We start from the raw sequence: 22,611 nt of genomic DNA on the forward strand, positions 1-22,611 counted from the left end.
ACCTTTTTCTCTAAGATAAGCCAAGTATGTTAAAAGGTATTTAGTGAAACATGTTATTAATAAATTAGCCCCTTACATTATAGCAGTTTTTCTTTTTCTTATTTTTAATATTATAGTTTACAATTACTTAATATATCATCAGAAAAAAGAATACGCCCTATTGCTTAAAGGTTATACAAGTAGCATAGCCAGTCTACTTACGCAAGATTTAGAAAATGTGCTTAATAATTCTTCCCTTAATAAAAAGTTTTTTTTACTGAAAGATTTTGAAATTATTACTAGGTCAAAGCCTGCGGTAAACTTAATTATATTAAGTCCTGATGTTATGAAAGTAAAAAATCTAAAAGAAGAATATATCTTTGATTTACCTGACTTAAAAGAAACTATAAACAAAATATTTCCTGCGTTTATAACTTATGAATTAAGCTTTAATAATCATAATATATTAACTGATGGAAACCAAAAAACAGAATATGACTTAACTCAAAATAACTCAATAGGATTAAATGATATTTTAAGTTTAAAATTAGGAATTAAAAAAGAATCAATATTTTATTTAGATAAGAAGAATAAATTACAGAAAAGTATTTTGATTTCCGGCATTAGTTCGTTTTTAATTTTTTCAATATTTTTATATTTTTATTTAAGGGTAAGCAGTAACATAAAGAGGAAATTTAGCATATTAAGTCAAGAGATATATGAAGAGAAAAAAATTAATACGGCATTACTTAATAATATTAAAGTTGATCATCAACTGAAAAAGCTTTTTATAAGAAAATTGACAGAAATGTATTTAAAACGAGAATTAGGCGAAACATACGATCCAAATACTCTTTCATCTAAAAATCAGCTATTTCCTATATATTTAACCGATTTATCGCTTACCATAATTAATATAAAAAATTTGACTCAATTATTGCAAGAGTATTTTGCCCCTTACTTTGCCAAGATAGGTCTTAGAATTACCAGCAATATAAAGGATATTGAAATTAATTGCTCTGCTGAAGTTTTTTACCAGTTAATATTTAGCTTAGTGTTCAATTTAATAAAATTTATGGATAGACAAAGCAATATTCCTCAAATACTTACAATAAATTTTAGTGAGAATAAGATTACTATTGTTAATGATAGTTTTCCGTTAGATGAAAGAAAAATGATTAAATTATCAGATATTATAATAGAAGAACATATAGATTTTTTTATTTTAAACTGCCACAAGATATTCAAATCACTAAAAGAACATAAATTTAAATATAATATTTTTTCAAATGACAAGTCACACGTAATTGAAGTTATTTATCCTTTATTAAATAAATCAAATACTTCCAATAAAAATATGGGGCAAGTGGTAGATTTTACTAAATATATGAGTAATAAGATATAAATTTAGATCAATAATAATTTATTTATTGGTACCCAAGGTATTTTTCTTGTACTCGTTGATGTAATATCCATTCAATAACTTTATTATCAATATCCTCCTCAGGCATTGAACGATAATAACGAAATACTTCACTAAATACATGAGCAAACTCTACTTCAGAAACCACCAAATTTAATTTATTTATTGTCTTTATTATTTCAGGAAGGATTTTCTCTATTAAGAGGTAATCTTTTTCGTTAAGAAAGTCGTTAACTTTAATAGTAGGGTCATATAGATCTTTAATTGTAACGCCTAAAGTATCAGCTATTGTCTGCAGCATTTCTGCAGAAGGTTTTTTAGATATCCCTTTGAGGATGTTATAAGCACTATTTTTTTTTAAGCCCGCCTTTATTTCAAGTTCCTTAATTTGAATATTACGCTCTTTTATAAACTTATATAAATTTTTTTGTAATACCGTATCTGACATAGGTTTTTAAACTACCGTTGCGTTTTTATTACAGATTTAAAATATTATTATTAATTACAATTAAAATAACAGATGAATGAATATTTTTATTGACATTTTTTTAAAAAACCACTTAACATAATTACATATATGTAACTGCATTTTTGTAAGTTATAAAAATTTTATATAACCAGTAAATATTCCGATTCGTCAAAATTAAAATATTTACCGGTCTAATACAAATGTGACTAAGACATAGTACGATTATGAACATACCAAAAAGCTTTAAAGAAGGCAAGGGGATAATCGCACCTAAATATATAATAGGTAGTAGCACATCTCGTTTTAAAAGTTATAAAATTGTCGTTTCAAATAAATTCCACTCATCTAAAAATTATTCCGTAAACATAGCCCGTCCAAAAACAACCCGACTTAAGTATTTAGCTGGCTCTACATCTCAAAATATTGCTTTGTTATTCTTCATCCTACTTTTCAGTTAGTTTCTCTCATAGATAACACCGACATCCAAGAATTTTTGAATATCGATTAAAGCACGCTTTAACTGGTCATGTAGCAGATTATGTCTTAGGTAATTTAAACTCTTACTTAAGACGCCAACTAAAAATAAGGATAATATTTTTATGCATTCAATAGAAACAAAAATTTTCAATTATGAAAAAAAAGTAGAAGCAAATTTAGAAAATTTTTCTAAACAAGTAAATGAGATTAAGGAATTAGTAGATACAGTTTTAGCAAGTAAAGGGGGTATAAGTGAATGGGATGAAGAAGAAGACGACGATTACCTAGATGATAGCGGATAATGAATCGGTATTTTTTCATGCTTGCCAAAAGCTTTTATTAAGATGATGAATAATGGAATAAAATTAACTAAACATCATAGAGAGACTATAGCTTTATTATTCATAGGCAATTTTCATATCTATCAGCCGTTTATTTAAATATTTAGTTGGTAGAGTACCGCCTTTAAAAATTTTGCAAATAAAATTAATTATATTTAGTATTTTTATTCCGATTTTTTGCGTTGGATTAAATTATATTTCAACGCCGTACCAATTATCGCTTTTCCAAGCATTTATTTGTTTATTAGCCCCAACATCATTTCCGGCTTTTGCTATATTTTATAAAAGCTTTTCGATTTTTAAACGTTACAGACAAGTTAATTTGATCTTTAATTTCTCAAGAGCTTTAATGTACGTAATTGCATCTTTCGGGATTATTGTTATTACAAGTTATTATCGGTCATAGAGCTAAAATATATTAAAAAATTTTTAAGTGATTTTAACTACCCACAAAACAATACTGACCTGGATAGTCACAAAGCTACTTTAAATTCTGCTTCGGTTTTTGCTTTAATCTCGTCGAGCGTTACATCCGGTGCTATTGTGGTTAGTAACATTTCATCTTTATCAATATCAAAAATTCCAAGGTCGGTTATTACTCTGCTAACTACCTTGGCACCTGTCAAAGGAAAGCTACATTCTTTTAGTAATTTAATGCCGCCGTCTCTTGCCGTATGCTCCATTATCACGACGACCCTTTTGGTATTAGCCACTAAATCCATAGCACCGCCCATGCCTTTTACCATTTTGTCCGGTATAGTCCAGTTAGCAAGATCACCTTTTTGTGACACTTGCATTGCCCCCAAAATAGTTAAATCAATGTGGGAGCCTCTAATCATGCCGAATGAAAAGCTACTGTCGAAATAACTACTTTCTGCTAGTTCGGTAATAGTTTGTTTACCGGCATTAATTAAGTCAGCATCTTCTTCACCGGGCAAAGGAAACGGTCCCATACCTAGCATGCCGTTTTCGCTTTGAAATATGACATTTACTCCTTTAGGGATATAGTTGGCGACGTAGGTCGGCATTCCTATTCCGAGATTAACATATAAGCCTTCTTTAAGTTCAAGTTCAGCGGTTATTTGATAAATTTGTTCTTTACTCCAAGCCATTTTTAACCCTATTTTGATCGAGTTGTTAATTGTTCTATACGTTTCTCATATTTTTCTCCTAAAACCAATCTCTGTACGAAAATATTAGGGGTATGAATATTATTGGGATCGAGTTCAACTATTTCTTCTACTTCACAAACAGTGACTTTAGCAGCTCCTGCCATTATAGGGTTAAAATTTCTTGCCGTTTTATTGTATATTACGTTGCCGCTTTTATCGGCTTTAAAGCCTTTGATAATAGCAAGGTCGGCAAAAAGTGCGGTTTCCATCAGGTATTTTTCACCGTTAAATTCACCTACTTTTTTGTTTTCTTCTACTATTGTCCCGATACCGGTTTTGGTGTAAAAAGCCGGAATACCGTTGCCGCCGGCTCTAATTCTTTCGGCTAAAGTTCCTTGCGGGTTAAGTTCAAGCTCTAGCGTCTTATCTAAATATTGTTGTTCAAAAATTTTATTCTCGCCGACATACGAGGAAATCATTTTTTTTATCTGTCTAGTTTGGAGTAACAGCCCAAGACCGAAATTATCCACCCCGCAATTATTACTAATAATGATCTGTCAACAGTTTTCCGGACAGTTTTTTACGCACATTTTTGTATTTTTTCGTATTGTACTGGTGATAGATAATCGTTAGCAGAATGCATTCTTATACGATTATAAAATACCTCTATATATTCAAATATAGCATGTTTTGCTTCCTCCCTAGTTTTAAATTTATGTTGATAAATTAATTCTGTTTTTATAGTATGAAAAAAGCTTTCAGCAACAGCATTATCCCAGCAATTTCCTTTACGACTCATACTCTGTATAATACCATGTTGTTTTATAAGTTTTAAATGACTATCAGAACAATATTGGCTACCTCTATCAGTATGCCAAATAAGCTTTTTAGGTGGTTTACGTTGCCATATTGCCATTAGCAAAGCATTATTAACTAAATCAGCTTTCATATTACTATTCATTGACCAGCCTATTACTTTTCTAGAAAATAGATCAATAACTGTTGCTAAATATAACCATCCTTCTCCAGTTGGGATATAGGTGATATCACCAACCCAATAACAATTAACATTAGAAACTTTAAACTGTCTATCCAATAAATTAGGAGCAACTTGCTTATTATGCTTAGAATCAGTAGTTGCTTTAAATTTATACTTAGTTTTACATACTAAGCCAGCTTCATTCATTAGTCTTGTAATTCTCCTACGACTAACAATTATGCCTTGCCTCAACAAAGCCTTTTTAATGGGTCTAGATCCATAATTTCGTCTACCTTCCTGAAAAATAGCTCTAACCTTACAGGTTAATTCTCTATTTTCTTTATCCCTATTGCATCCAGGGTTATTTAACCACTCATAATAACCGCTACGTGATACCTTCATACATTTGCACATAATTGCAATTGAGAAATCATCTTGATGCTTCTTTATCCATGCATACCTTACAGGGACTCTTTTGCAAAGTACGCTGCAGCCTTTTTTAGTATATCACGCTCCTGTGTTACTATCACCAGCTCTTTCTTTAATCTTTTTAATTCATCATACAGATGTTCATCTGTTCTTGTTATTGATTCTTCAAATTGTTTAGAATATTTATCTATCCAACTATATAAAGTATTCTTACTGATACCTAATTCTTTTGCAGTCTGAATAACAGGTCGCTTCGATTCAGTTGCCAATTTAACTGCTGATTCTTTAAATTCACTAGAATACATTTTTGTTTTTGTCATACTGTATTTCCTTTCTGTTAATATTGTCTCATACTAACTGTCCGGAATACTATAGCCACATCATAACGGTTAAATTCTGCACTTTGCTTTTAAGTAACGCATTTATCAAATTTTCCGGAATACCGCAAAGACCGAATCCTCCTGCCATAATCGTCATACCGTCGTAAAGCAAACCTTCTAGTGCTAACTCAGAAGAGGGATAAATTTTATTCATAAATTGTAATTAATTTAAAAGTTGTTTGTGTGTATCAAAATTGTTTTCGAAACCGTCATAGAGAGAAGTCATAGCGTTGTTGCGTGGCTCATAATTATGGTATAACAAGTACGGTGTCATGCCGTGGCTTGACCACGGCATCCAGTCTTTTTATTAAGATTTTTTCTGGATGCCGTGGTCAAGTCACGGCATGACACCCGAGTGCTTTGCAAAAATTCGAGCCACACAACAACGCTGGTATTACTCCTTAAACCCGCACCCTCTGAATATAAACAAATTTAAAGATCGATACCCTGGATGTCAAGTATTTAGCTAGCTTCTGTGAACAAAATTAAAATATATTTATATTTTAAGGTGTTTTTATACAAAAATTAATAAGACTATTGCAGTAATTTCGTGTATTCACAAATATAGGTTGCGTACATTCCCCATCAAAATAAAATTCAATATAAAATTTAATTCTTCAAATCATTTGAGTATAGTATATTCGTATCTTAAGTTTATAGAAAGATATTTGAGAATTATGTTAATCAATATAGAAAAGTTTTTATTTGTTTCAGTCGGCTCACTGCTTAACCTTAGTGAAAATATATCTCAAGGTCTCAAAAGGCTCAGTATAATAACCGTGCGTGATTTATTATTTTATCGTCCGATTTCATGGCAGGTAAAAATAATATCGCCGAATTTATACGAGGTAAAAGAAGGGCAGTTAATTCAAACCAAGGTAACAATCGAAAAAATATTTTTACCGATAAAAAAACATCAGCCGTTAAAGATTACGGCAGCTAATGATACCGGTTCTTTATTAATGGTATTTTTTCATAAATTACCGCCTTTCATTTTTAATAAATTAAAAGTCGGTACTACCCACACGATTAGCGGTAAGGTACAGTTTTTCGATCATTATGTGCAAATTTTCCACCCGGAATTTATTTATAATCCTAAATTTGCAGGTGCAATAGAACCGATTTATCCCTTAACATTCGGGATTAACAACAAACAAATTTATTCTTACATCTTAAAGCTAATTGATATATTTGAAGAGAAATATAATAAGTTAAAGCTAGGAGCTAATAAAGAAGTAATGGAATATATAGAATCGTTATTAGCCGATTTAAAAATCCTTCATTTTCAATATCCCTATGATGCCTCAATATGTCATTCCTACGCTTCATTATCTCATTCCAGCGAAGGCGGGAATCTAGAAAAATTAAGTCTGGATTCCCGTTTTCACGGGAATGACATCGAAGTAAGAGAGAAGGACACGGAAGTAAACAGAAATAACACTGAAGAAAATATTATAGAAAAATCTATAAAACGCTTAGCCGCTAAGGAGCTTATCGCTAATCAAATATCTCTCTATAATATCCGCAAACAAATTCAGTTAAAGCGTGGCAATAATTTTAGCAAAGCTACAGTTATACAGCAATCCGTATTAAATGAATTAGGGTTTGAGTTGACAGAAGGGCAACAAAAAGTTATCGCAGAAATAGAGCAAGATCAAAGTTCTTCATTTGAAATGATGAGACTGTTACAAGGCGACGTCGGATCGGGTAAAACCTTGGTAGCTCTGCTTACTATCGTAAATGCGGTAGGAGCAAAGTTTCAAGCAACCCTTATGGCACCTACCGATTTGCTTGCAAATCAGCATTATGAGTTTTTTGTTAAAGCTTTAAAAAATACCGATATAAAAGTTGCTCTTTTGACCGGTAAAATATTAGGTATTGCCAGAAAAAATGTTATGTCTCAGCTTGAAAACGGCGAGATTGACATATTAATAGGTACGCATGCTTTATTTCAAGAAAAGGTAAATTTTAAAAATCTTGGCTATATCGTTATAGACGAACAACATAAGTTCGGGGTGCAACAGCGTTTGAATCTAATAAATAAAGGAGCAAATCCCGACGTGTTAGTTATGACGGCAACGCCGATTCCTCGAAGCCTTGCACTGACGGTCTTCGGTGATATGGCTATCTCAAAATTGACTAGTAAGCCCAAAAATCGGCTAGCTATTACCACTAATGTTATGCCCTTTAGTAGAATAGAAAATATCATAGAAGTATTAAATAAAAAACTCACTCTAGGCGAAAGAATTTACTGGATATGTCCTTTAATTGATCAAAACGATAAAGAACTTAAAATAGCAGAAAATATTATTCCGCTTACCGACGTAATGAGTCGTTTTGCCGCTATTGATTTAGTATATCCCAAAATAGGGGGTATTATTCACGGTAAAATGAAAAATGATCAAAAAGATGCGGTAATGAGGCAATTTAAGGAAGGGCAAATTAAATTGTTAGTGGCAACTACCGTTATCGAAGTAGGCATTGACGTACCGGAAGCCACTTTAATTATTATAGAAAACGCCGAGCAATTCGGTTTAGCCCAGCTTCATCAATTAAGGGGAAGAGTAGGGCGGGGTTCAGCCCCCTCTTACTGTATATTATTATATAACCCCAAAAGATTAAGTAACGTAGCACGCAAGAGATTTGAAATAATGAAGTCAACTAACGATGGATTTTATATAGCGGAACAAGATTTAAAACTTCGTGGCGGCGGTGAAATTCTAGGCATGAAGCAAAGCGGCGAAATACAATTTTTCTTTGCCGATTTAGCACGTGATCTAGAGTTATTAATCAAGGCGAACAAATTTGCCGCTGCAAACCCTAACGTTAATTACGATTTTGTTAATTTTCAAATTAAATTATTTGCAAGAGCTGAATTAAGCGAATTGAATTGAGTATTGTATTGTCATTCTAGTTCAGCGTTGTTGTGTAGATAACCCTAAACGTCATTGCGAAGAGGGACGAGCGTTGTTACGTGGCTCGAATTTTTGATGTCATTCCCGCGAAGGCGGGAATCCAGAGAATATTTAAGCGAATTATATAGTAAAATTTTATATAATTTTGTTTATTTTAAGTGTTTTTTCTGGATTCCCGCTTTCGCGGGAATGACATACTGCTACTTTTATCGATCCATGCAACAATGCCAATGCCTCCTCGCAATGACGAGGTTGATGTTAAGCTTGTCTTATAACTTTACCTTGCTCTATTTCTCTTATAGATTGGTTTAAACACTTAGCATTTTTAGGGCTTGCCATTAAATAAGCGGTTTCTTCGTATGATTTAAAATCCTCTAAAGATATTATTACTGCAGGCTTTCCCTTTTGCCGAGTTATAGTTACGGGAGTATGATCATCATTTACTTTATCTAAAATTTTTGCAAGGTTACTACGAAACTCTGAATAATTTATAACGTCCATAAACATATGTAATTAGCTTAATATATACTTATATAAGTATGCAAGAGGTCTATTTTCGCAAAAATCGGTTTTTTATTTTTAAGGCGATTAGCAAAGAGGGAATAGTGATAATAGTAGTAAAAGCAAAGAAATTTTGCCAACCGAAATTTACTACTACATAGCCGGAAATAGTCGGGAAAATTGCTCTTGAGAATCCCATCATCGATGAGAAAAAAGAATATTGAGTAGCTCTAAACTTACCGTGACAAAGAGAAGAAATAAAAGCAATATATGCCGCCATTGCCATACCGCCCGTGATACTTTCTATTGCTACCGTGATAAATAATAGGGAAAAATTTTTGCCGTATATTTCTAATGCAATAAACAAAATATGAGCTAGCGAGTGAATAACACCGAATAGAAATATACTATCTAAGATATTCTTTTTTTTCATTATGAAACTTGCTATTAATCCCCCGATTATAGCCCCCATTATTCCTAGAAATTTGCTAAGGCTAGCTATCTCAATTGCATTATAACCAATATGGATTAAAAACGGATTGATCATAACGTTAATAAAATTATCGGGTAATCTATATAAAATTAGAAAAATTATTATTAAAGTAATAAAAGAAAATGAGCCGATAGGTTTTAATATGTCGGATAGAAAATTATAAATATTATTAGGGTAATTATTAGGATAATTTGTTATTGGAGGAAAAGAAATATTATTTGCCACAATATTAAAGCATTTAATAGAGAAAAACAACAGGATCAAATAAATCGGTACTAATATAGCAAAAATTTTATATATTTCACCGAATGTTAAATAACTAGATAAATATATAGCACCGAAGCCGGAAAGTAGCATACCAAATCGATAGCCGAATATATATATTCCTGAGGCGGTTCCTTGAGCTTCTTTTGTTATTATCTCCGTTCTGAATGCACTTAAAATAGTGTCTTGTGCTGAACTTAAAAAGGAAATAATTAATGCTACTAAGGCAAATAACCATAAATCCTTAGTAGGATTTAAAAAGCTTAAAGCAAATGTAGCAAATGCTAAAAAAATGCCGATAAGGAAAAGCCAGGATAGCCTATGACCGAATATTTTATTTAGTCGCCCAAGCTTTACGGTGTCAAAAATCGGTGCCCATAGAAAATTAATAGAATAAGGCAGGAGTATAAAAGAAAATATACCGATGGTTTGTAAATTAATATTTTCTTTAGCAAGCCAATAATTCAAAGTATTACCGCTGATCATTATCGCAAAACCGCTGATAAAACCAAATAACCAGGCAATGAATAATCGAGAATTGCTTAGCATAAATAAATTAGATATATAAAAAAAGTCACAATATAATAATAAAGTTACCCGGGCAAGAAGATTGCTTTATTATTTATTAGTTGCTATATTTTATTTTTTTATTATGAAAATATTTTGATGAGCCTAATTATAAGCCTTAAAAAAATTTTTAATTATAAATCCCTTACTCTGCTATTATTAGTAACGGTGTTTATTTTAATAATAATAGTAATTGGTTTCTTCATAAGTAATATTAAAATATATCGAGATTTTAATCATACACGGGATATTACTAGCTATAGTTATATAAAATTTTATAGCCTTATACGTGAAAATCAATTAAATTTTGATTTTTCTCTTGAGCAATTAGGTAATAAAACTTTAAGTAAGCAAGATAAAGAAAAGTTAGAAAAGATATGTTCTTTTCATGTAGAAGATGGAATAGACAGGCTAGAAGTAGCCAAAGGATATGACTGTTTACTTCGTTTATATGCAAATGAAAATTCTACCTTAGTAGAGATATATAAAGCCATAAAAAACGGTAGTTACGGTTTAGACGTTATTTATACGGAAAGGGGGGCAATTAATTTAGTAAAACTAATCGTTAAAGGATATGAAAAAGAAGTAAAAGAGTTATTAGGTTTAGCAAGTGACCTTGATTTTACAAAATATTATACAGGTTATGCAAAAGATGAAATTCCTTTTTTAAATAGTCTAATTTCGCTTGATGTTCCACCTCTTACGGCAAAATGTTTATATAGGCTTAGCTTAATTCATTTATTCGGTAGATCATCGTTTAATGAGGGAATTCCTGATCCTAATTATATGCTTGCTATGGAAGAGCTACAAAAAACTATTAAAATCACAAAAATTAAACAAGATAACATTCTTGATATAGCATTAATTATTAATGATAAATTTGCATCTCATGCAGGCGTAGTTATTGCCTCCGCTCTACTTAATTCAGATTTAGATAGTTTTTATAGATTTCATATAGTTATGAATCCTAATGATCAGGTTTCTACAGAATCAAAAGCAAAATTATCGGCTATGCAATACATAAAAAATTATTCAATAGATTTTATTAATTTTCCGGAAAACTTAATAACTAAAGATTTGATACAAAAGAAGGTAAAATTTCCCTCTCATTGGCCGTTGCTGATAATTTACCGTTTGTATCTTGATCAAATTTTTCCGGATTTAGATTCTATATTATATCTTGATGCCGATATAATAGTGTTGCATGACTTAAATTCTCTAAAAAAAATAGATATGGATAATTATATTGCTGCCGGAGTTATGGACTTAAGTTTAGTTCATTCTAAAAGTAATATTAATCTTAAATGTCATAAAAATATGATTAATTCTTATAAAAACAGTGGAGTAATATTTTTTAACTTAGAAAATATGAAAAAGAAAAAAGCCGGTGCTTTTTTATCAAAAACTTTAAATGGCTCAGAATGTAATTTTCCTTTTCCTGATCAAGATTTATTTAATGTAGCATTTTGTAATTATATTTATCCTTTGTCAATAAGATGGAATTTTTCTACTTATTTTGATGATGTAAATCCTTATTTTTCATATTTTATAGCACATTATGCAGGTCCGAAGCCGTGGACTCCTAAGATACAAGAATTATGGAAAACTAACCGAGATAAATTAAGTGAAAATGTAAAAAATTACTGGCAATATAGAGAGGTAACCCCGTGGAAAGATATTTCAGTATAGCGTCGTCTCGATCGGTTTAGGACGTTGTTGCATGGATCGATTTTACCTCGTCATTGCGAGCGACTGGGCATTGTTGCATGGCTCGAATTTTTGATGTCATTCCCACGAAAGCGGGAATCCAGAGAATATTTAAGCGAATTATATAGTAAATTTTTATATAATTTTGCTTATTTTAAGTATTTTTTCTGGATTCCCGCCTTCGCGAGAATGACATATAGCATTTTTTTCGATCCATGCAACAACATCTCGGTTTAGCTGTATAACAATTCGGCTATTTTTATTGACTTTATCCCTTAGGCGATCTAAAAGTTTATTCTATTTTATGCAAAGGTCTCAGTATAAATAATGTTACTGCCAAAAACCAACAAAATTCAAGAAATTATTTGGCCGATAGAGAAAGAAGAGCTAAAACTTTTTTTGCCTATGGCCTTAATGATGCTTTGTATACTCTTTAATTTTGGTGCACTTCGCTCCATTAAAGATGCACTAGTAGTTCCTGCTATGGGTGCGGAAGTTATCAGCTTCCTAAAATTATGGTTAGTTCTACCTTCCTGTGTTATTTTTACTATTGCTTATGTTAAACTTAGTAATAAGTTTAATTTTGAGTATATCTTTTATCTGATAGTTAGTTGTTTTCTATTATTTTTCTTAATATTTGCTTACATTATTTTCCCCAATCAAGATTTTTATCATCCAAATCCTGAATTAATAAATCGCTTAATTCTTTCTTATCCTAATTTTCAATGGTTTATCAAAATAGCCGGTAAGTGGAGCTATGCCGTAATGTATATTTTCTCCGAGTTATGGAGTGCGGTAGTTATTAATTTAATGTTTTGGCAATTTGCTAATCATATTTTTGATACAAGTAAAGCAAAAAGATTTTATCCGGTCCTTGGAATGGTCGGAAATATCGGTCTTATACTTGCAGGAAATGTCTTAGTCGCTTTCTCGCAAGTGAAAGAAGTAATAGATTTTGATTTATTACCCGATTCTTTTACTTTAGAATACCGATCGGAAGCAATGTTAAAACCCGTCATGTCGATAATAGTTGTTGCCGGCATAACGGCGATGATATTATTTAAGGTAATTAATCGGTTTATTTTAACCGACGCTACAAGTACACTTGATTTAAAAAAAGTAACGGCGAAAACAAAAACCTCACTTTCTGTAAGAGAGAGTATTAAGTTAATAATCAAGTCGAAATATATCGGGCGTATAGCATTATTGATAATTTGTTACGGATTGCTCATTAACATCGTTGAAGGACCGTGGAAAGCTAAAGTAAAGGAGCTCTATCCAAATACGATAGATTACGTTCATTTTATGGGCAGATTTAATATTTGGATGGGGATATCCTGTGTTACTTTTATGGTGATCGGTAGTAATATCCTTAGAAGGCTTAGCTGGTTGGTTGCTGCTTTATTAACTCCGCTGATGTTATTTATAACCGGTTTTTTGTTTTTTGTTTTTATAATCTTTTTAGAAGAAATAGGTTTAGTTGCAGAAAATATTAATCTTTTATATGCAGCAGTATTTGTCGGCGGAGTACAAAATATATTAAGTAAATCGGCAAAATATTCATTATTCGATTCAACAAAAGAGATGGCGTATATTCCGTTATCTTTAGAGCTTAGAACTAAAGGTAAAGCGGCTGTTGAAGTAATCGGCACTAAGTTCGGTAAGTCTTTGGGGGCATTTATTCAATCTTTGATATTTATAATAATTCCGAGTGCTACCTTTGACTCCATAATATTCTACTTGTTGATTATTTTTATTATTATATTGGCGTTGTGGGTATGGGATATAGTAAAACTAAATCAGGAATATATGGAATTGAGTAAGTAATAATGTTACGTATGACGATTTTTGCAACGTTCGTACAACACAGGACTTGACCACGGCATAACACCGTATTTAATAAAACCATAAGAATTAAAGAGTAAATAAAATGCAGAATATATTTAAAGGTTTAATCACGGCAATTATAACTCCTTTTAAAAACAATAAATTAGATTTAACGTCACTCGAGAAAATTCTTAAATATCAAATGGCAGCAGAAATTGACGGCGTGGTGGTCGCAGGTTCGACGGGCGAGGGGAGTAGTTTAAGTTTTGAAGAATATAAATTATTGCTACAAACTAGTATGGAAATCGTTAATAAGCGTATTCCGGTGATAGCCGGTTGCTCCTCGAACAATACCGCTTATGCCGTAGAGCTTGCTGCTGAATCTACAAAAATTGGAGTTGACGGTTTTATGGCTAGTCCGCCATCTTACTTAAAACCTACTCAAGAAGGGATATATAAGCATTTTGAAGCTATGCATGAAGCAAGCAATCTGCCTATTATGCTATATTCGGTATCGAGTAGAAGCGGGGTAGATTTTGCCGATGAGACAATATTCAAACTTGCTAAGTTACCACGAATTGTAGCTTTAAAAGATTGTGGAGCAGATTTAGAGCGTCCACTTCGAGTTAGAGCAGTAGCGGGTGAGGACTTTAATCTTTTAACGGGAAATGATGAAGCGGCTTTAGCTTATAGTGCACAAGGCGGAGTAGGGTGGGTTTCCGTAACTTCCAATATTGTGCCGAAATTATGCAGAGAATTATTAGATAAATGGTATAAGAATGATGTTGCAGGTAGCCTTGAAATTCATAGGCAGTTACTACCTTTATATAAAGCATTATTTGCTGAGTCAAACCCGATTCCGGTAAAATACGCCGCTCATTATTTAGGTTTATCTAGTAACGAGATTAGACTACCTTTAACGGAGGCAAGCTATAATACTAAACAACAAATAGAAGAAGCTATAAAGAAATTGTTAAAAATACCGGTGCACGAAAAAAACTAATTAATATTATGAGTGAATATAAAAAAATTATTGCCCAAAATAAGAAAGCACTGTTCAACTATTTTATCGAAGAAAGATTAGAGGCAGGCATAGTATTAAAGGGTAGCGAAGTGCAATCGCTCCGCCTCGGTAAAGCCTCAATTGAGGAAAGCCATGCGGCAGATTCATTAAATGAGATATTCTTATATAATTGTCATATTGCAGAATATGAGCAAGCTAATAGACTTAATCATACGACTAGAAGACCCAGAAAATTACTTTTGCATGCTAGTGAAATAAGAAAAATAATCGGTAAAGTTAAGATAAAGGGTTATACTCTTGTGGCACTTTCGTTATATTTTAATAAAAAAAATAAAATAAAAGTTGAGTTAGGTATTGCAAAGGGTAAAAAATTACACGATAAAAGACAAACCATTAAAGAAAAAGATTGGAAAAGAGACCAAAGTAGGTTAATGAGGCAGAAATAAAATATTTAATAACAGAGCCTTAATTTATTTTATCTATAAAGCTACTGTTATACTTTACTTTAAAAAATAAATTTTCTATAAATTATATTATAAGTTTAAACAAAACAAATTATGCAAAATATCATCGGTAAAATACTATTTATAGTTATAATTACTATAGCGGCCTTATTTATTTATAAAACTATGAAAGTTTCATATGCAAAACCGGTGTCCGTAATCATTACGGAAAGTAAATCAGTGGATAAAATTTATGAAGAAGAAAGGGTTAAAGAAATTATAAAAGAATATTTAATAAATAGTCCTGAGGTAATTATTCAATCAATTGAAGGATTACAAAAACGTAAAATCCAAGAAAAAGAAAATAAAGTTAATGATTATATTAAAAATAATCAAATAGATATTGAGAATATTAAAAGCTTCCCGACTCTGGGCAATGAAGACGGTGATATAACGATAGTAGCATTTTTTGATTATAATTGTTCTTATTGTAAAAAAAGTGATTTACTGATAAATCAGTTATTACAAAATGACACAAATATTAAAGTGTTGTTAAGACCGTTACCCATTTTAGGGAACGCCTCTTCGTATCTTGCACAGGTTGCTTTGGCTGTTTATAAGGTTAATCCGATTAAATTTAAAGTTATTCACGACGGGTTAATGGAAATACAAGATATTACTAAAAAATCGGTAGAAGACTTATTATTAGAAAATAATTTAAATATTTCGGAAATTGAAGAAATAGCAGATAGTAAAGAAATTAAAGCCTTAATTGAGAAAGATATGGAAATAGCTAGAAATTTAAAAATTAACGGCGTTCCGGTTTATATTATAAACGGTCGATTAATACCCGGCTTAATAGATTTAGTACAATTGCAAACTATGGTTAAAGATATTAGAGATAATAAAAAGTAACCTGATTATAGAGCGGCATTGTTGCATGGCTCGATTTTACATTTTGTGTCATTCCCGCGAAAGCGGGAATCTACTTAACAATATAACAATACTAGTAAGTTAGATACCGGCTTTCGCCGGTATGACACCAAAAATTCGAGCCATGTAACAATGCCTTATAGAGTATAGCGTGACAAATTACTTGACAATTAGCTCTTAACTTGTTAAAACTTCAATTAATACCAGACCAAATATAAATATAGTCAGGCATAAACATAGCCGAATGGCTTGCAAAGCTGATGAGTTCTATATAACTACTCATTTTTCAAAAATCATTTTTCATTTTATTTAAAGCTAGAATATACTTAAGTTTATCGCATTTGCCATATTCATAAATAAAATTTGATTTTTGACTCTAAGCAGTATACAAATCTAATTTTATCCTTAATCTAGGTCCTGTGAACAAAATTTAAAATAAACTATATTATCATTCCCTTATTTTAGGGGCTTTGTTATATGGCTCGAATTTTTGCAAAGCATACGGTGTCATTCTAGTTCCTTGATCACGGCATCCAGTCTTTTTATTAAGGTTTTTTCTGGATACCGTGGGAGGGGCCACGGTATGACACCATACTTGTAATAATCATAATACGGTAAAATCGATCCATGCAACAAAGCCTCCTAGCAATGACGAGGTAAAATAGTTGAGGTTATAAGCTTTGTAAATGTTGCTACTCAAAATAAACTTTCAATAAAAATATTCACGAGACCTAATATTTAATCCATCCATATTTAACTAAATCCATAAAAAATAAAATCAATGAGCATAATAAATAAAGAACCTAAAGAAGAATCTAATAATTACGAACACAATACAAACAATATCCCCGTAGAAACTACTAATGTTATTAATTTAAAACAATTAAAAGGGAAATTACCTGAAGAACTCCAAGCACAAGCTGAAGAGCTAAAAATCGAAAATGTTAATTCTTTATTAAAACAAGAATTAGTTTTTGCGATCTTAAAAAAATCGGTTGAGCAGGGCGGATTAATTTTGGGGGAGGGGGTATTAGAGGTTTTACCTGACGGTTTTGGTTTCTTACGTTCTCCGGAAGTGAATTATTTAGCCGGTCCCGATGATATTTATATTTCCCCTAGCCAAATTCGTCGCTTCGGTTTGCGTACCGGTGATACCGTAGAAGGTCAAATTAGAGCACCGAAAGCCGGAGAACGTTATTTTGCTTTACTGAAAGTGAATAAAGTTAATTTTGAAGATCCTGCCAAATCTTATCATCGTGTACATTTTGATAATCTAACACCTTTATATCCGGATGAAAAACTTTGCTTAGAGCTTGAGGATAACAGCAAAGATTTAAGTACAAGAGTTATAGAATTAGTCTCTCCTATGGGCAAAGGACAACGTGCTTTAATCGTTGCTCCGCCTCGCACCGGTAAAACCGTATTACTACAAAATATAGCTCACGCTATTACTACTAATAATCCGGAAGTATTTTTAATAGTATTATTAATAGATGAACGCCCTGAAGAAGTCACCGATATGCAGCGTTCCGTGCGTGGAGAAGTGGTAAGCTCTACTTTTGACGAGCCGGCAAGTAGGCACGTTCAGCTCGCCGAAATGGTTATTGAAAAAGCCAAACGTTTGGTTGAACACAAACAAGATGTAGTAATTTTAGTGGATGCGATAACAAGGCTTGCACGGGCTTATAATACCGTTGTTCCGTCATCAGGTAAGGTATTAACGGGCGGTGTTGACGCTAATGCCTTGCAAAGACCGAAAAGATTTTTCGGAGCAGCACGAAATATTGAAAATGGCGGTTCGCTGACCATAATAGGAACGGCTTTAATTGAGACCGGCTCACGGATGGATGAAGTGATTTTTGAAGAATTTAAAGGAACCGGTAACTCGGAAATCGTCTTAGATCGGAAAATTGCCGATAAACGTATTTATCCGGCAATTAATATTACCAAGTCAGGTACTAGAAAAGAAGAGCTATTAGTTGACAAAGAAGCTTTAAAGAAAATGTGGGTACTTCGCCGTCTTATCAATCCAATGGGCGAAACGGAAGCAATGGAATTTTTATTGAAGAAATTAGAAAATACTAAAACTAATAGCGAATTTTTTGATTTAATGAATTCATAAGGTTAAGGTGTCTCTGATGTCATTCCCGTGCGGCATTGTTGCGTGGATCGAAAAAAGTACTGTATGTCATTCCCGCGAAGGCGGGAATCCAGAAAAAACACTTAAAATAAGCAAAATTATATAAAAATTTACTGTATAATTCGCTTAAATATTCTCTGGATTCCCGCCTTCGCGGGAATGACATAAATGGATGTAGGAATGACATCAAAAATTCGAGCTACGCAAGAACACAGGTACAAGCCACGGTATGACATCATACTTGTATGATCCACGCAACATAAAAATAATTTATGGAGGAAATAATGAAGAAAAACCCTAAAATATCATTAATCGGTGCGGGTAATATAGGCGGAACGCTTGCCCATCTAATTAGCATTAAAGAACTCGGTGACATAGTAATATTTGATGTGGCGGAAGGTTTGCCGCAAGGGAAGGCACTTGACCTTTCACAAGCAAATGCGGTTACGGGTTCTGACATTACAATAAAGGGTACTAACGATTATAAAGATATAGAAGATTCCGACGCAATAATTATTACTGCCGGTTTACCGAGAAAACCGGGGATGAGCAGAGACGATTTGATTAGCGTGAATACTGCCATCATGAAGACGGTGGCGGAAAATATAAAGAAATATGCCCCGAACGCTTTTGTTATAGTCATTACTAACCCGCTTGACGTTATGGTTTACGTGATGCTAAAGACTAGCGGTTTGCCGCATCATAAAGTTATCGGCATGGCGGGCGTACTTGATTCCTCAAGATTTAATTATTTCCTAGCTGATGAATTTAAAGTATCCATAGAGAATGTTACTAGCATGGTACTTGGCGGTCACGGTGATGCGATGGTACCGCTTGCCGGATACTCGACTATTTCAGGTATCCCAATACCGGATTTAATAAAAATGGGGTTATCGAGTAAGGAACGTATCGATCAAATAATCGATCGCACTCGAAATGGCGGCGGAGAGATCGTAGCATTACTTAAAACCGGCTCTGCTTACTATGCACCGGCAGCTTCGGCAATCCAGATGTTAGAATCTTACTTAAAAGATAAACGCCAAATCCTTACTTGTGCTGCTTATTTACAAGGTGAGTACGGCGTAGAGGGTTTATATGTCGGCGTACCGATTATTATAGGTAAAAACGGCGTCGAAAAAATAATAGAAATAGAGTTAAATACGGAAGAAAAAATATTATTTAACAATTCAGTCGACGGCGTTAAGAAGTTAATTGAAGCGATTAAGTAGTATTGTTTGTTATATCGTGGTGCATTGCCTGCATATTCCTATGTCCTTCCTGCACCTCTTATGTCATTCCCGCTTCCATAGAGCGTTGTTGCATGGTTTCCAGAATCGTCATGGCGAGGCGTCTGCGTCTTTAGCTAGAATGACATCAAATTAATTATGCTTATTTACTTTTCTTGATCCGCATTAATTAATATGTTATATTTTAACCTATAAAATTTATTATAAATCATATGCCGCAAATTTATTTTAACGGTCCTATCGGACGAATTGAAGGAGTTTATACAAAATCTGCTTTACAATATGCTCCTCTTGCTTTAGTTCTGCATCCACACCCGTTATATGAGGGAACTATGAATAATAAGGTAGTTTACAACTCATATAGAATTTTAGCCGATAACGGTTTTACGGTACTGCGAATTAATTTCAGAGGGGTAGGGCGTTCTCAAGGTAAATTTGACAATGGTGTAGGTGAGGTAATAGATGCGGCAACCGCCCTTGATTGGCTCCAGCAAAATAACCCTAATAGCGGTATTAATTTAATATTAGGGTTTTCATTTGGTGCATGGATAGCTATGCAGTTGGTAATGCGTCGTCCTGAAATCAATAATTTTATTGCTATCTCGCCGCCGGTAAATAAATATGATTTTTCTTTTCTATCGCCGTGTCCTATCCCGGGCTTTATCTTACAAGGCGATAAAGATAGTATCGTATCGGTTGAGGAAGTACGTAAATTAGCAAATAAATTATCTAAGCAACAATCACATATAAAAGTTGATTATAAAATAGTTACCGGAGCAGATCATTTTTTCCGTTATAAAACTGAAGAATTTACGCAAGCGATAAATAAGTATTTAAAATCAATAAATACTAATACTCACTATCCAAATGCAAATAATAACAAAAATGTCAATAAAAGCTCTAATAAATTGTTTTTATATTAATTTAAGTAAGTTCATTATCCACTTCGTGGCGGCGTTGTTGCGTGGCTCGAAAAAAGTGCTGTATGTCATTCTAGCTAAAGGCGGGAATCCAGAAAAAACACTTAAAATAGGCAAAACTATATAAAAATTTACTATATAATTCGTTTAAATATTCTCTGGATTCCCGCTTTCGCGGGAATGACATCAAAAATTTGATCCATGCAACAAAGCCTCCTCGCCATGACGATTCCGGAAGCCACACAACAACGTTACATAGTTAGGTGGTCGATCATATTTAATAAAAATTAATATTTTACTAAAAATAACTTAACAAAATTAAATATTTCATGTATATTCTAGCTTTTAAATAAGGAAAGCTAGAATGAAAAAATATTTTACCTCCTCTATATTGAAATGTATCTATATAATATTAATTTTTATATATAGTAGCTCATCGTATGGAAAGGAAAAAATTGAAGCCATACAAGATTATAAACCGATATTCTTACCGGTTTCTACACAAGATAAAAAAATAAAAATTGCTATCCGTTCTTATACGCATTTTTCAGAATCGTTTTTTGTTTTAGTAGATCCTTATTCATTCAAGACTGAAATATCCTTAGCTAATAAAGTAACCTTTTCCGGTAATAAAAAAAAGCAGCGTAAGATCATAAAAAGTTTAAATAAAACGCCTTATTTAAAAACTTTAAATAAATATAGTTCTCCTCCTTACATCCAGCAAAATTATGGTGCTACCGAATCAATATATAAAAGAAACGGTTGCTTTCTAACTATTGATATGTGTCCCTCTTCTAAAAGCTTTGAAGAAGATTTTTTTAAAAAATTAGTGGAGTTATCGGATCAATTACATAAGCCGCTACCTATCGCTATATGCATATCGGGGTTATGGATAGTTAAACACGCAGATGAATTTTTATGGTTAAAAAAACAACAAGATAGCGGTAAATTACAAATAACTTGGGTTAATCATTCCCTTACTCATCCTTATTTTAAGGATGTTCCGTTTGAAAATAATTTCCTACTTTCTAATAAAAACGATTTTGAAAAGGAAGTTTTTGAAACGGAAAAAATATTATTACAATATAATATTGCACCGTCGCCTTTTTTCCGCTTTCCAGGTTTAATTTCCGATAAGACATTAGTTAGGAAATTAAAAAAATTCGGTCTTATTCCGCTTGGAAGTAAAAGCTGGCTCGCCAAAGGTGAAATTGTAAAAGAAGGCTCTTTTATATTAGTACATGGCAATAGCAACGAGAAAAAAGGTATAGATTTAATTATGCCGATGCTACCAGATTTGAAATTATTGCCTATTCAAAAAGCATTTTTACCGTAAAGTTAAGTATTATTTTATACTAAATCCTAATCTAAACAATTTTCGGCAAGGCGGGTAAATAAAGCTTCAATCATCGCCCAGCCTTTTTTTTGGATGGTTATTAGAGACGAGTCCGTAACATTCATTTTTTTTAGTAAATCTATGCCGATTTGTTCATGCTCCGGATCAAGTTCTTGGTGAGTATTAAAATGTTCTTCTTCTTTATTATTATCTAAAAAGATGGGACCTAAATATTCATAAAATATAGTAGCACAGGATTCTATTACTAAATGTATCAGTACGGTTCGCTCAGCATCGCTAAGCGTTAACATTTTCATAGTAAACCAACTAGCTAATGCTTCAAAAATAGGGTCTTCGACAGCTACATAGTTTTTACGGCTTTTTAAAAGCTGTAAATTGTGACCGAATTCTTCTTCTAAATGCTGCCATGCAAGATTAGAATAACTTTTGCCTTCAGAAAAGACTATTCTTGCCAGAATCATTTTTTGAAACTCGTCTGACCATATTTGAAAGTAATTAAGGAAATTTTCTTTTTGTGCGTCGGTACTTAACCCGGATATTGCATGAAGTGAGATTTAAAGTAAGAAATTGAGTAATTTATAATATTAGCAATGATACTTTTGTAAAAATTTTGCCAAAAAGTGCTTTGAAGCCGTTATTTTCAAATTTTAGATGTAATGCCCCTTACCCCATTTTTTCTAAGCA

The 22,611-nt window shown here is 32.5% G+C and carries 20 protein-coding genes and 1 pseudogene; 12 read left to right on the forward strand and 9 right to left on the reverse strand.

Features of this window, described 5'->3' with window-relative positions; all coding sequences use genetic code 11:
• The first annotated feature begins 43 nt into the window (after positions 1 to 43).
• A complete protein-coding gene (locus AAGD48_RS03905) occupies positions 44 to 1,384 on the forward strand; it encodes a hypothetical protein (RefSeq protein WP_341790511.1) in 1,341 nt (446 codons plus the stop codon).
• 22 nt (positions 1,385 to 1,406) lie between these two features.
• Here AAGD48_RS03905 and AAGD48_RS03910 read toward each other — a convergent pair whose 3' ends face one another.
• Positions 1,407 to 1,850: a helix-turn-helix transcriptional regulator gene (locus tag AAGD48_RS03910; RefSeq protein WP_341790512.1), complete on the reverse strand. Its 444-nt coding sequence runs from the start codon at positions 1,848 to 1,850 to the stop codon at positions 1,407 to 1,409.
• A 620-nt stretch (positions 1,851 to 2,470) separates the two neighbouring features.
• Here AAGD48_RS03910 and AAGD48_RS03915 point away from each other — a divergent pair.
• Positions 2,471 to 2,650, forward strand: coding sequence for a hypothetical protein (locus AAGD48_RS03915; RefSeq protein WP_341790513.1), 180 nt, complete (start codon positions 2,471 to 2,473; stop codon positions 2,648 to 2,650).
• A gap of 512 nt (positions 2,651 to 3,162) precedes the next feature.
• On the opposite strand, the gene AAGD48_RS03920 is transcribed toward AAGD48_RS03915, so the two are convergent.
• The 5 genes and pseudogenes from AAGD48_RS03920 to AAGD48_RS03940 form a co-directional block, all read right to left on the reverse strand.
• Positions 3,163 to 3,801: a 3-oxoacid CoA-transferase subunit B gene (locus tag AAGD48_RS03920; RefSeq protein WP_341790514.1), complete on the reverse strand. Its 639-nt coding sequence runs from the start codon at positions 3,799 to 3,801 to the stop codon at positions 3,163 to 3,165.
• An 8-nt stretch (positions 3,802 to 3,809) separates the two neighbouring features.
• Positions 3,810 to 4,355, reverse strand: a complete 546-nt coding sequence (locus AAGD48_RS03925) for a CoA transferase subunit A (RefSeq protein ID WP_341790726.1) — start codon at positions 4,353 to 4,355, stop codon at positions 3,810 to 3,812.
• A 26-nt stretch (positions 4,356 to 4,381) separates the two neighbouring features.
• Positions 4,382 to 5,529, reverse strand: a protein-coding gene (locus AAGD48_RS03930) for an IS3 family transposase (RefSeq protein WP_410526007.1) whose coding sequence is annotated in 2 segments (ribosomal slippage) — positions 4,382 to 5,283 and positions 5,283 to 5,529 — 1,149 coding nt in all. Because the reading frame shifts where the segments join, the coding sequence is not laid out codon by codon here.
• 61 nt (positions 5,530 to 5,590) lie between these two features.
• Positions 5,591 to 5,743, reverse strand: a pseudogene (locus tag AAGD48_RS03935) (CoA-transferase); the annotation flags it as partial.
• 9 nt (positions 5,744 to 5,752) lie between these two features.
• Positions 5,753 to 5,884, reverse strand: a complete 132-nt coding sequence (locus AAGD48_RS03940) for a hypothetical protein (protein WP_341790515.1) — start codon at positions 5,882 to 5,884, stop codon at positions 5,753 to 5,755.
• A gap of 382 nt (positions 5,885 to 6,266) precedes the next feature.
• Between AAGD48_RS03940 and AAGD48_RS03945 the strand changes: the two genes are divergently transcribed.
• On the forward strand, positions 6,267 to 8,483 hold the full coding sequence (locus AAGD48_RS03945) for an ATP-dependent DNA helicase RecG (RefSeq protein WP_341790516.1): 2,217 nt from the start codon (positions 6,267 to 6,269) through the stop codon (positions 8,481 to 8,483).
• Positions 8,484 to 8,762: 279 nt separating this feature from the next.
• Here AAGD48_RS03945 and AAGD48_RS03950 read toward each other — a convergent pair whose 3' ends face one another.
• Both AAGD48_RS03950 and AAGD48_RS03955 read right to left on the reverse strand, forming a co-directional pair.
• Positions 8,763 to 9,005, reverse strand: a complete 243-nt coding sequence (locus AAGD48_RS03950; protein ID WP_341790517.1) for a type II toxin-antitoxin system prevent-host-death family antitoxin — start codon at positions 9,003 to 9,005, stop codon at positions 8,763 to 8,765.
• 49 nt (positions 9,006 to 9,054) lie between these two features.
• A complete protein-coding gene (locus tag AAGD48_RS03955) occupies positions 9,055 to 10,311 on the reverse strand; it encodes an AmpG family muropeptide MFS transporter (RefSeq protein WP_341790518.1) in 1,257 nt (418 codons plus the stop codon).
• Between the two features lie 237 nt (positions 10,312 to 10,548).
• Between AAGD48_RS03955 and AAGD48_RS03960 the strand changes: the two genes are divergently transcribed.
• From AAGD48_RS03960 to AAGD48_RS04000, 9 genes are all read left to right on the forward strand, one after another.
• The gene (locus AAGD48_RS03960; RefSeq protein ID WP_341790727.1) at positions 10,549 to 12,018 is read left to right on the forward strand and encodes a glycosyltransferase family 8 protein; all 1,470 of its coding nucleotides are present in this window, start codon (positions 10,549 to 10,551) and stop codon (positions 12,016 to 12,018) included.
• Positions 12,019 to 12,363: 345 nt separating this feature from the next.
• The gene (locus tag AAGD48_RS03965; RefSeq protein ID WP_341790519.1) at positions 12,364 to 13,863 is read left to right on the forward strand and encodes an Npt1/Npt2 family nucleotide transporter; all 1,500 of its coding nucleotides are present in this window, start codon (positions 12,364 to 12,366) and stop codon (positions 13,861 to 13,863) included.
• Positions 13,864 to 13,966: 103 nt separating this feature from the next.
• Positions 13,967 to 14,866: a 4-hydroxy-tetrahydrodipicolinate synthase gene (gene dapA, locus AAGD48_RS03970; protein WP_341790520.1), complete on the forward strand. Its 900-nt coding sequence runs from the start codon at positions 13,967 to 13,969 to the stop codon at positions 14,864 to 14,866.
• An 8-nt stretch (positions 14,867 to 14,874) separates the two neighbouring features.
• Positions 14,875 to 15,333: an SsrA-binding protein SmpB gene (smpB, locus tag AAGD48_RS03975; protein ID WP_341790521.1), complete on the forward strand. Its 459-nt coding sequence runs from the start codon at positions 14,875 to 14,877 to the stop codon at positions 15,331 to 15,333.
• 111 nt (positions 15,334 to 15,444) lie between these two features.
• Positions 15,445 to 16,245, forward strand: a complete 801-nt coding sequence (locus tag AAGD48_RS03980) for a DsbA family protein (protein WP_341790522.1) — start codon at positions 15,445 to 15,447, stop codon at positions 16,243 to 16,245.
• Between the two features lie 799 nt (positions 16,246 to 17,044).
• A complete protein-coding gene (rho, locus tag AAGD48_RS03985) occupies positions 17,045 to 18,385 on the forward strand; it encodes a transcription termination factor Rho (protein ID WP_341790523.1) in 1,341 nt (446 codons plus the stop codon).
• Between the two features lie 302 nt (positions 18,386 to 18,687).
• The gene (mdh, locus tag AAGD48_RS03990; protein WP_341790524.1) at positions 18,688 to 19,632 is read left to right on the forward strand and encodes a malate dehydrogenase; all 945 of its coding nucleotides are present in this window, start codon (positions 18,688 to 18,690) and stop codon (positions 19,630 to 19,632) included.
• Between the two features lie 230 nt (positions 19,633 to 19,862).
• A complete protein-coding gene (locus AAGD48_RS03995; protein ID WP_341790525.1) occupies positions 19,863 to 20,573 on the forward strand; it encodes an alpha/beta hydrolase in 711 nt (236 codons plus the stop codon).
• 361 nt (positions 20,574 to 20,934) lie between these two features.
• Entirely contained in the window at positions 20,935 to 21,906 is a 972-nt protein-coding gene (locus AAGD48_RS04000; protein ID WP_341790526.1) for a hypothetical protein, read from the forward strand.
• 26 nt (positions 21,907 to 21,932) lie between these two features.
• On the opposite strand, the gene AAGD48_RS04005 is transcribed toward AAGD48_RS04000, so the two are convergent.
• Positions 21,933 to 22,481 (reverse strand): hypothetical protein, encoded by a 549-nt coding sequence (locus AAGD48_RS04005; protein ID WP_341790728.1) that lies wholly within the window; start codon positions 22,479 to 22,481, stop codon positions 21,933 to 21,935.
• Positions 22,482 to 22,611: the final 130 nt, after the last annotated feature.

Origin of the sequence: Rickettsia endosymbiont of Polydrusus tereticollis (assembly GCF_964026385.1) — a bacterium.
In the GTDB taxonomy this organism is placed as follows: domain Bacteria; phylum Pseudomonadota; class Alphaproteobacteria; order Rickettsiales; family Rickettsiaceae; genus Rickettsia.

Bases quoted from the DNA above. Each gene is read 5' to 3' on its own strand.
- smpB (WP_341790521.1), top strand. From the start codon at position 14,875: ATGAGTGAATATAAAAAAATTATTGCCCAAAATAAGAAAGCACTGTTC.
- AAGD48_RS03945 (WP_341790516.1), top strand. From the start codon at position 6,267: ATGTTAATCAATATAGAAAAGTTTTTATTTGTTTCAGTCGGCTCACTG.
- AAGD48_RS03955 (WP_341790518.1), bottom strand. From the start codon at position 10,311: ATGCTAAGCAATTCTCGATTATTCATTGCCTGGTTATTTGGTTTTATC.
- mdh (WP_341790524.1), top strand. From the start codon at position 18,688: ATGAAGAAAAACCCTAAAATATCATTAATCGGTGCGGGTAATATAGGC.
- rho (WP_341790523.1), top strand. From the start codon at position 17,045: ATGAGCATAATAAATAAAGAACCTAAAGAAGAATCTAATAATTACGAA.
- AAGD48_RS03915 (WP_341790513.1), top strand. From the start codon at position 2,471: ATGCATTCAATAGAAACAAAAATTTTCAATTATGAAAAAAAAGTAGAA.
- AAGD48_RS03995 (WP_341790525.1), top strand. From the start codon at position 19,863: ATGCCGCAAATTTATTTTAACGGTCCTATCGGACGAATTGAAGGAGTT.
- dapA (WP_341790520.1), top strand. From the start codon at position 13,967: ATGCAGAATATATTTAAAGGTTTAATCACGGCAATTATAACTCCTTTT.
- AAGD48_RS03920 (WP_341790514.1), bottom strand. From the start codon at position 3,801: ATGGCTTGGAGTAAAGAACAAATTTATCAAATAACCGCTGAACTTGAA.
- AAGD48_RS03940 (WP_341790515.1), bottom strand. From the start codon at position 5,884: ATGCCGTGGTCAAGCCACGGCATGACACCGTACTTGTTATACCATAAT.
- AAGD48_RS03980 (WP_341790522.1), top strand. From the start codon at position 15,445: ATGCAAAATATCATCGGTAAAATACTATTTATAGTTATAATTACTATA.
- AAGD48_RS03910 (WP_341790512.1), bottom strand. From the start codon at position 1,850: ATGTCAGATACGGTATTACAAAAAAATTTATATAAGTTTATAAAAGAG.
- AAGD48_RS03965 (WP_341790519.1), top strand. From the start codon at position 12,364: ATGTTACTGCCAAAAACCAACAAAATTCAAGAAATTATTTGGCCGATA.
- AAGD48_RS04000 (WP_341790526.1), top strand. From the start codon at position 20,935: ATGAAAAAATATTTTACCTCCTCTATATTGAAATGTATCTATATAATA.
- AAGD48_RS03950 (WP_341790517.1), bottom strand. From the start codon at position 9,005: ATGGACGTTATAAATTATTCAGAGTTTCGTAGTAACCTTGCAAAAATT.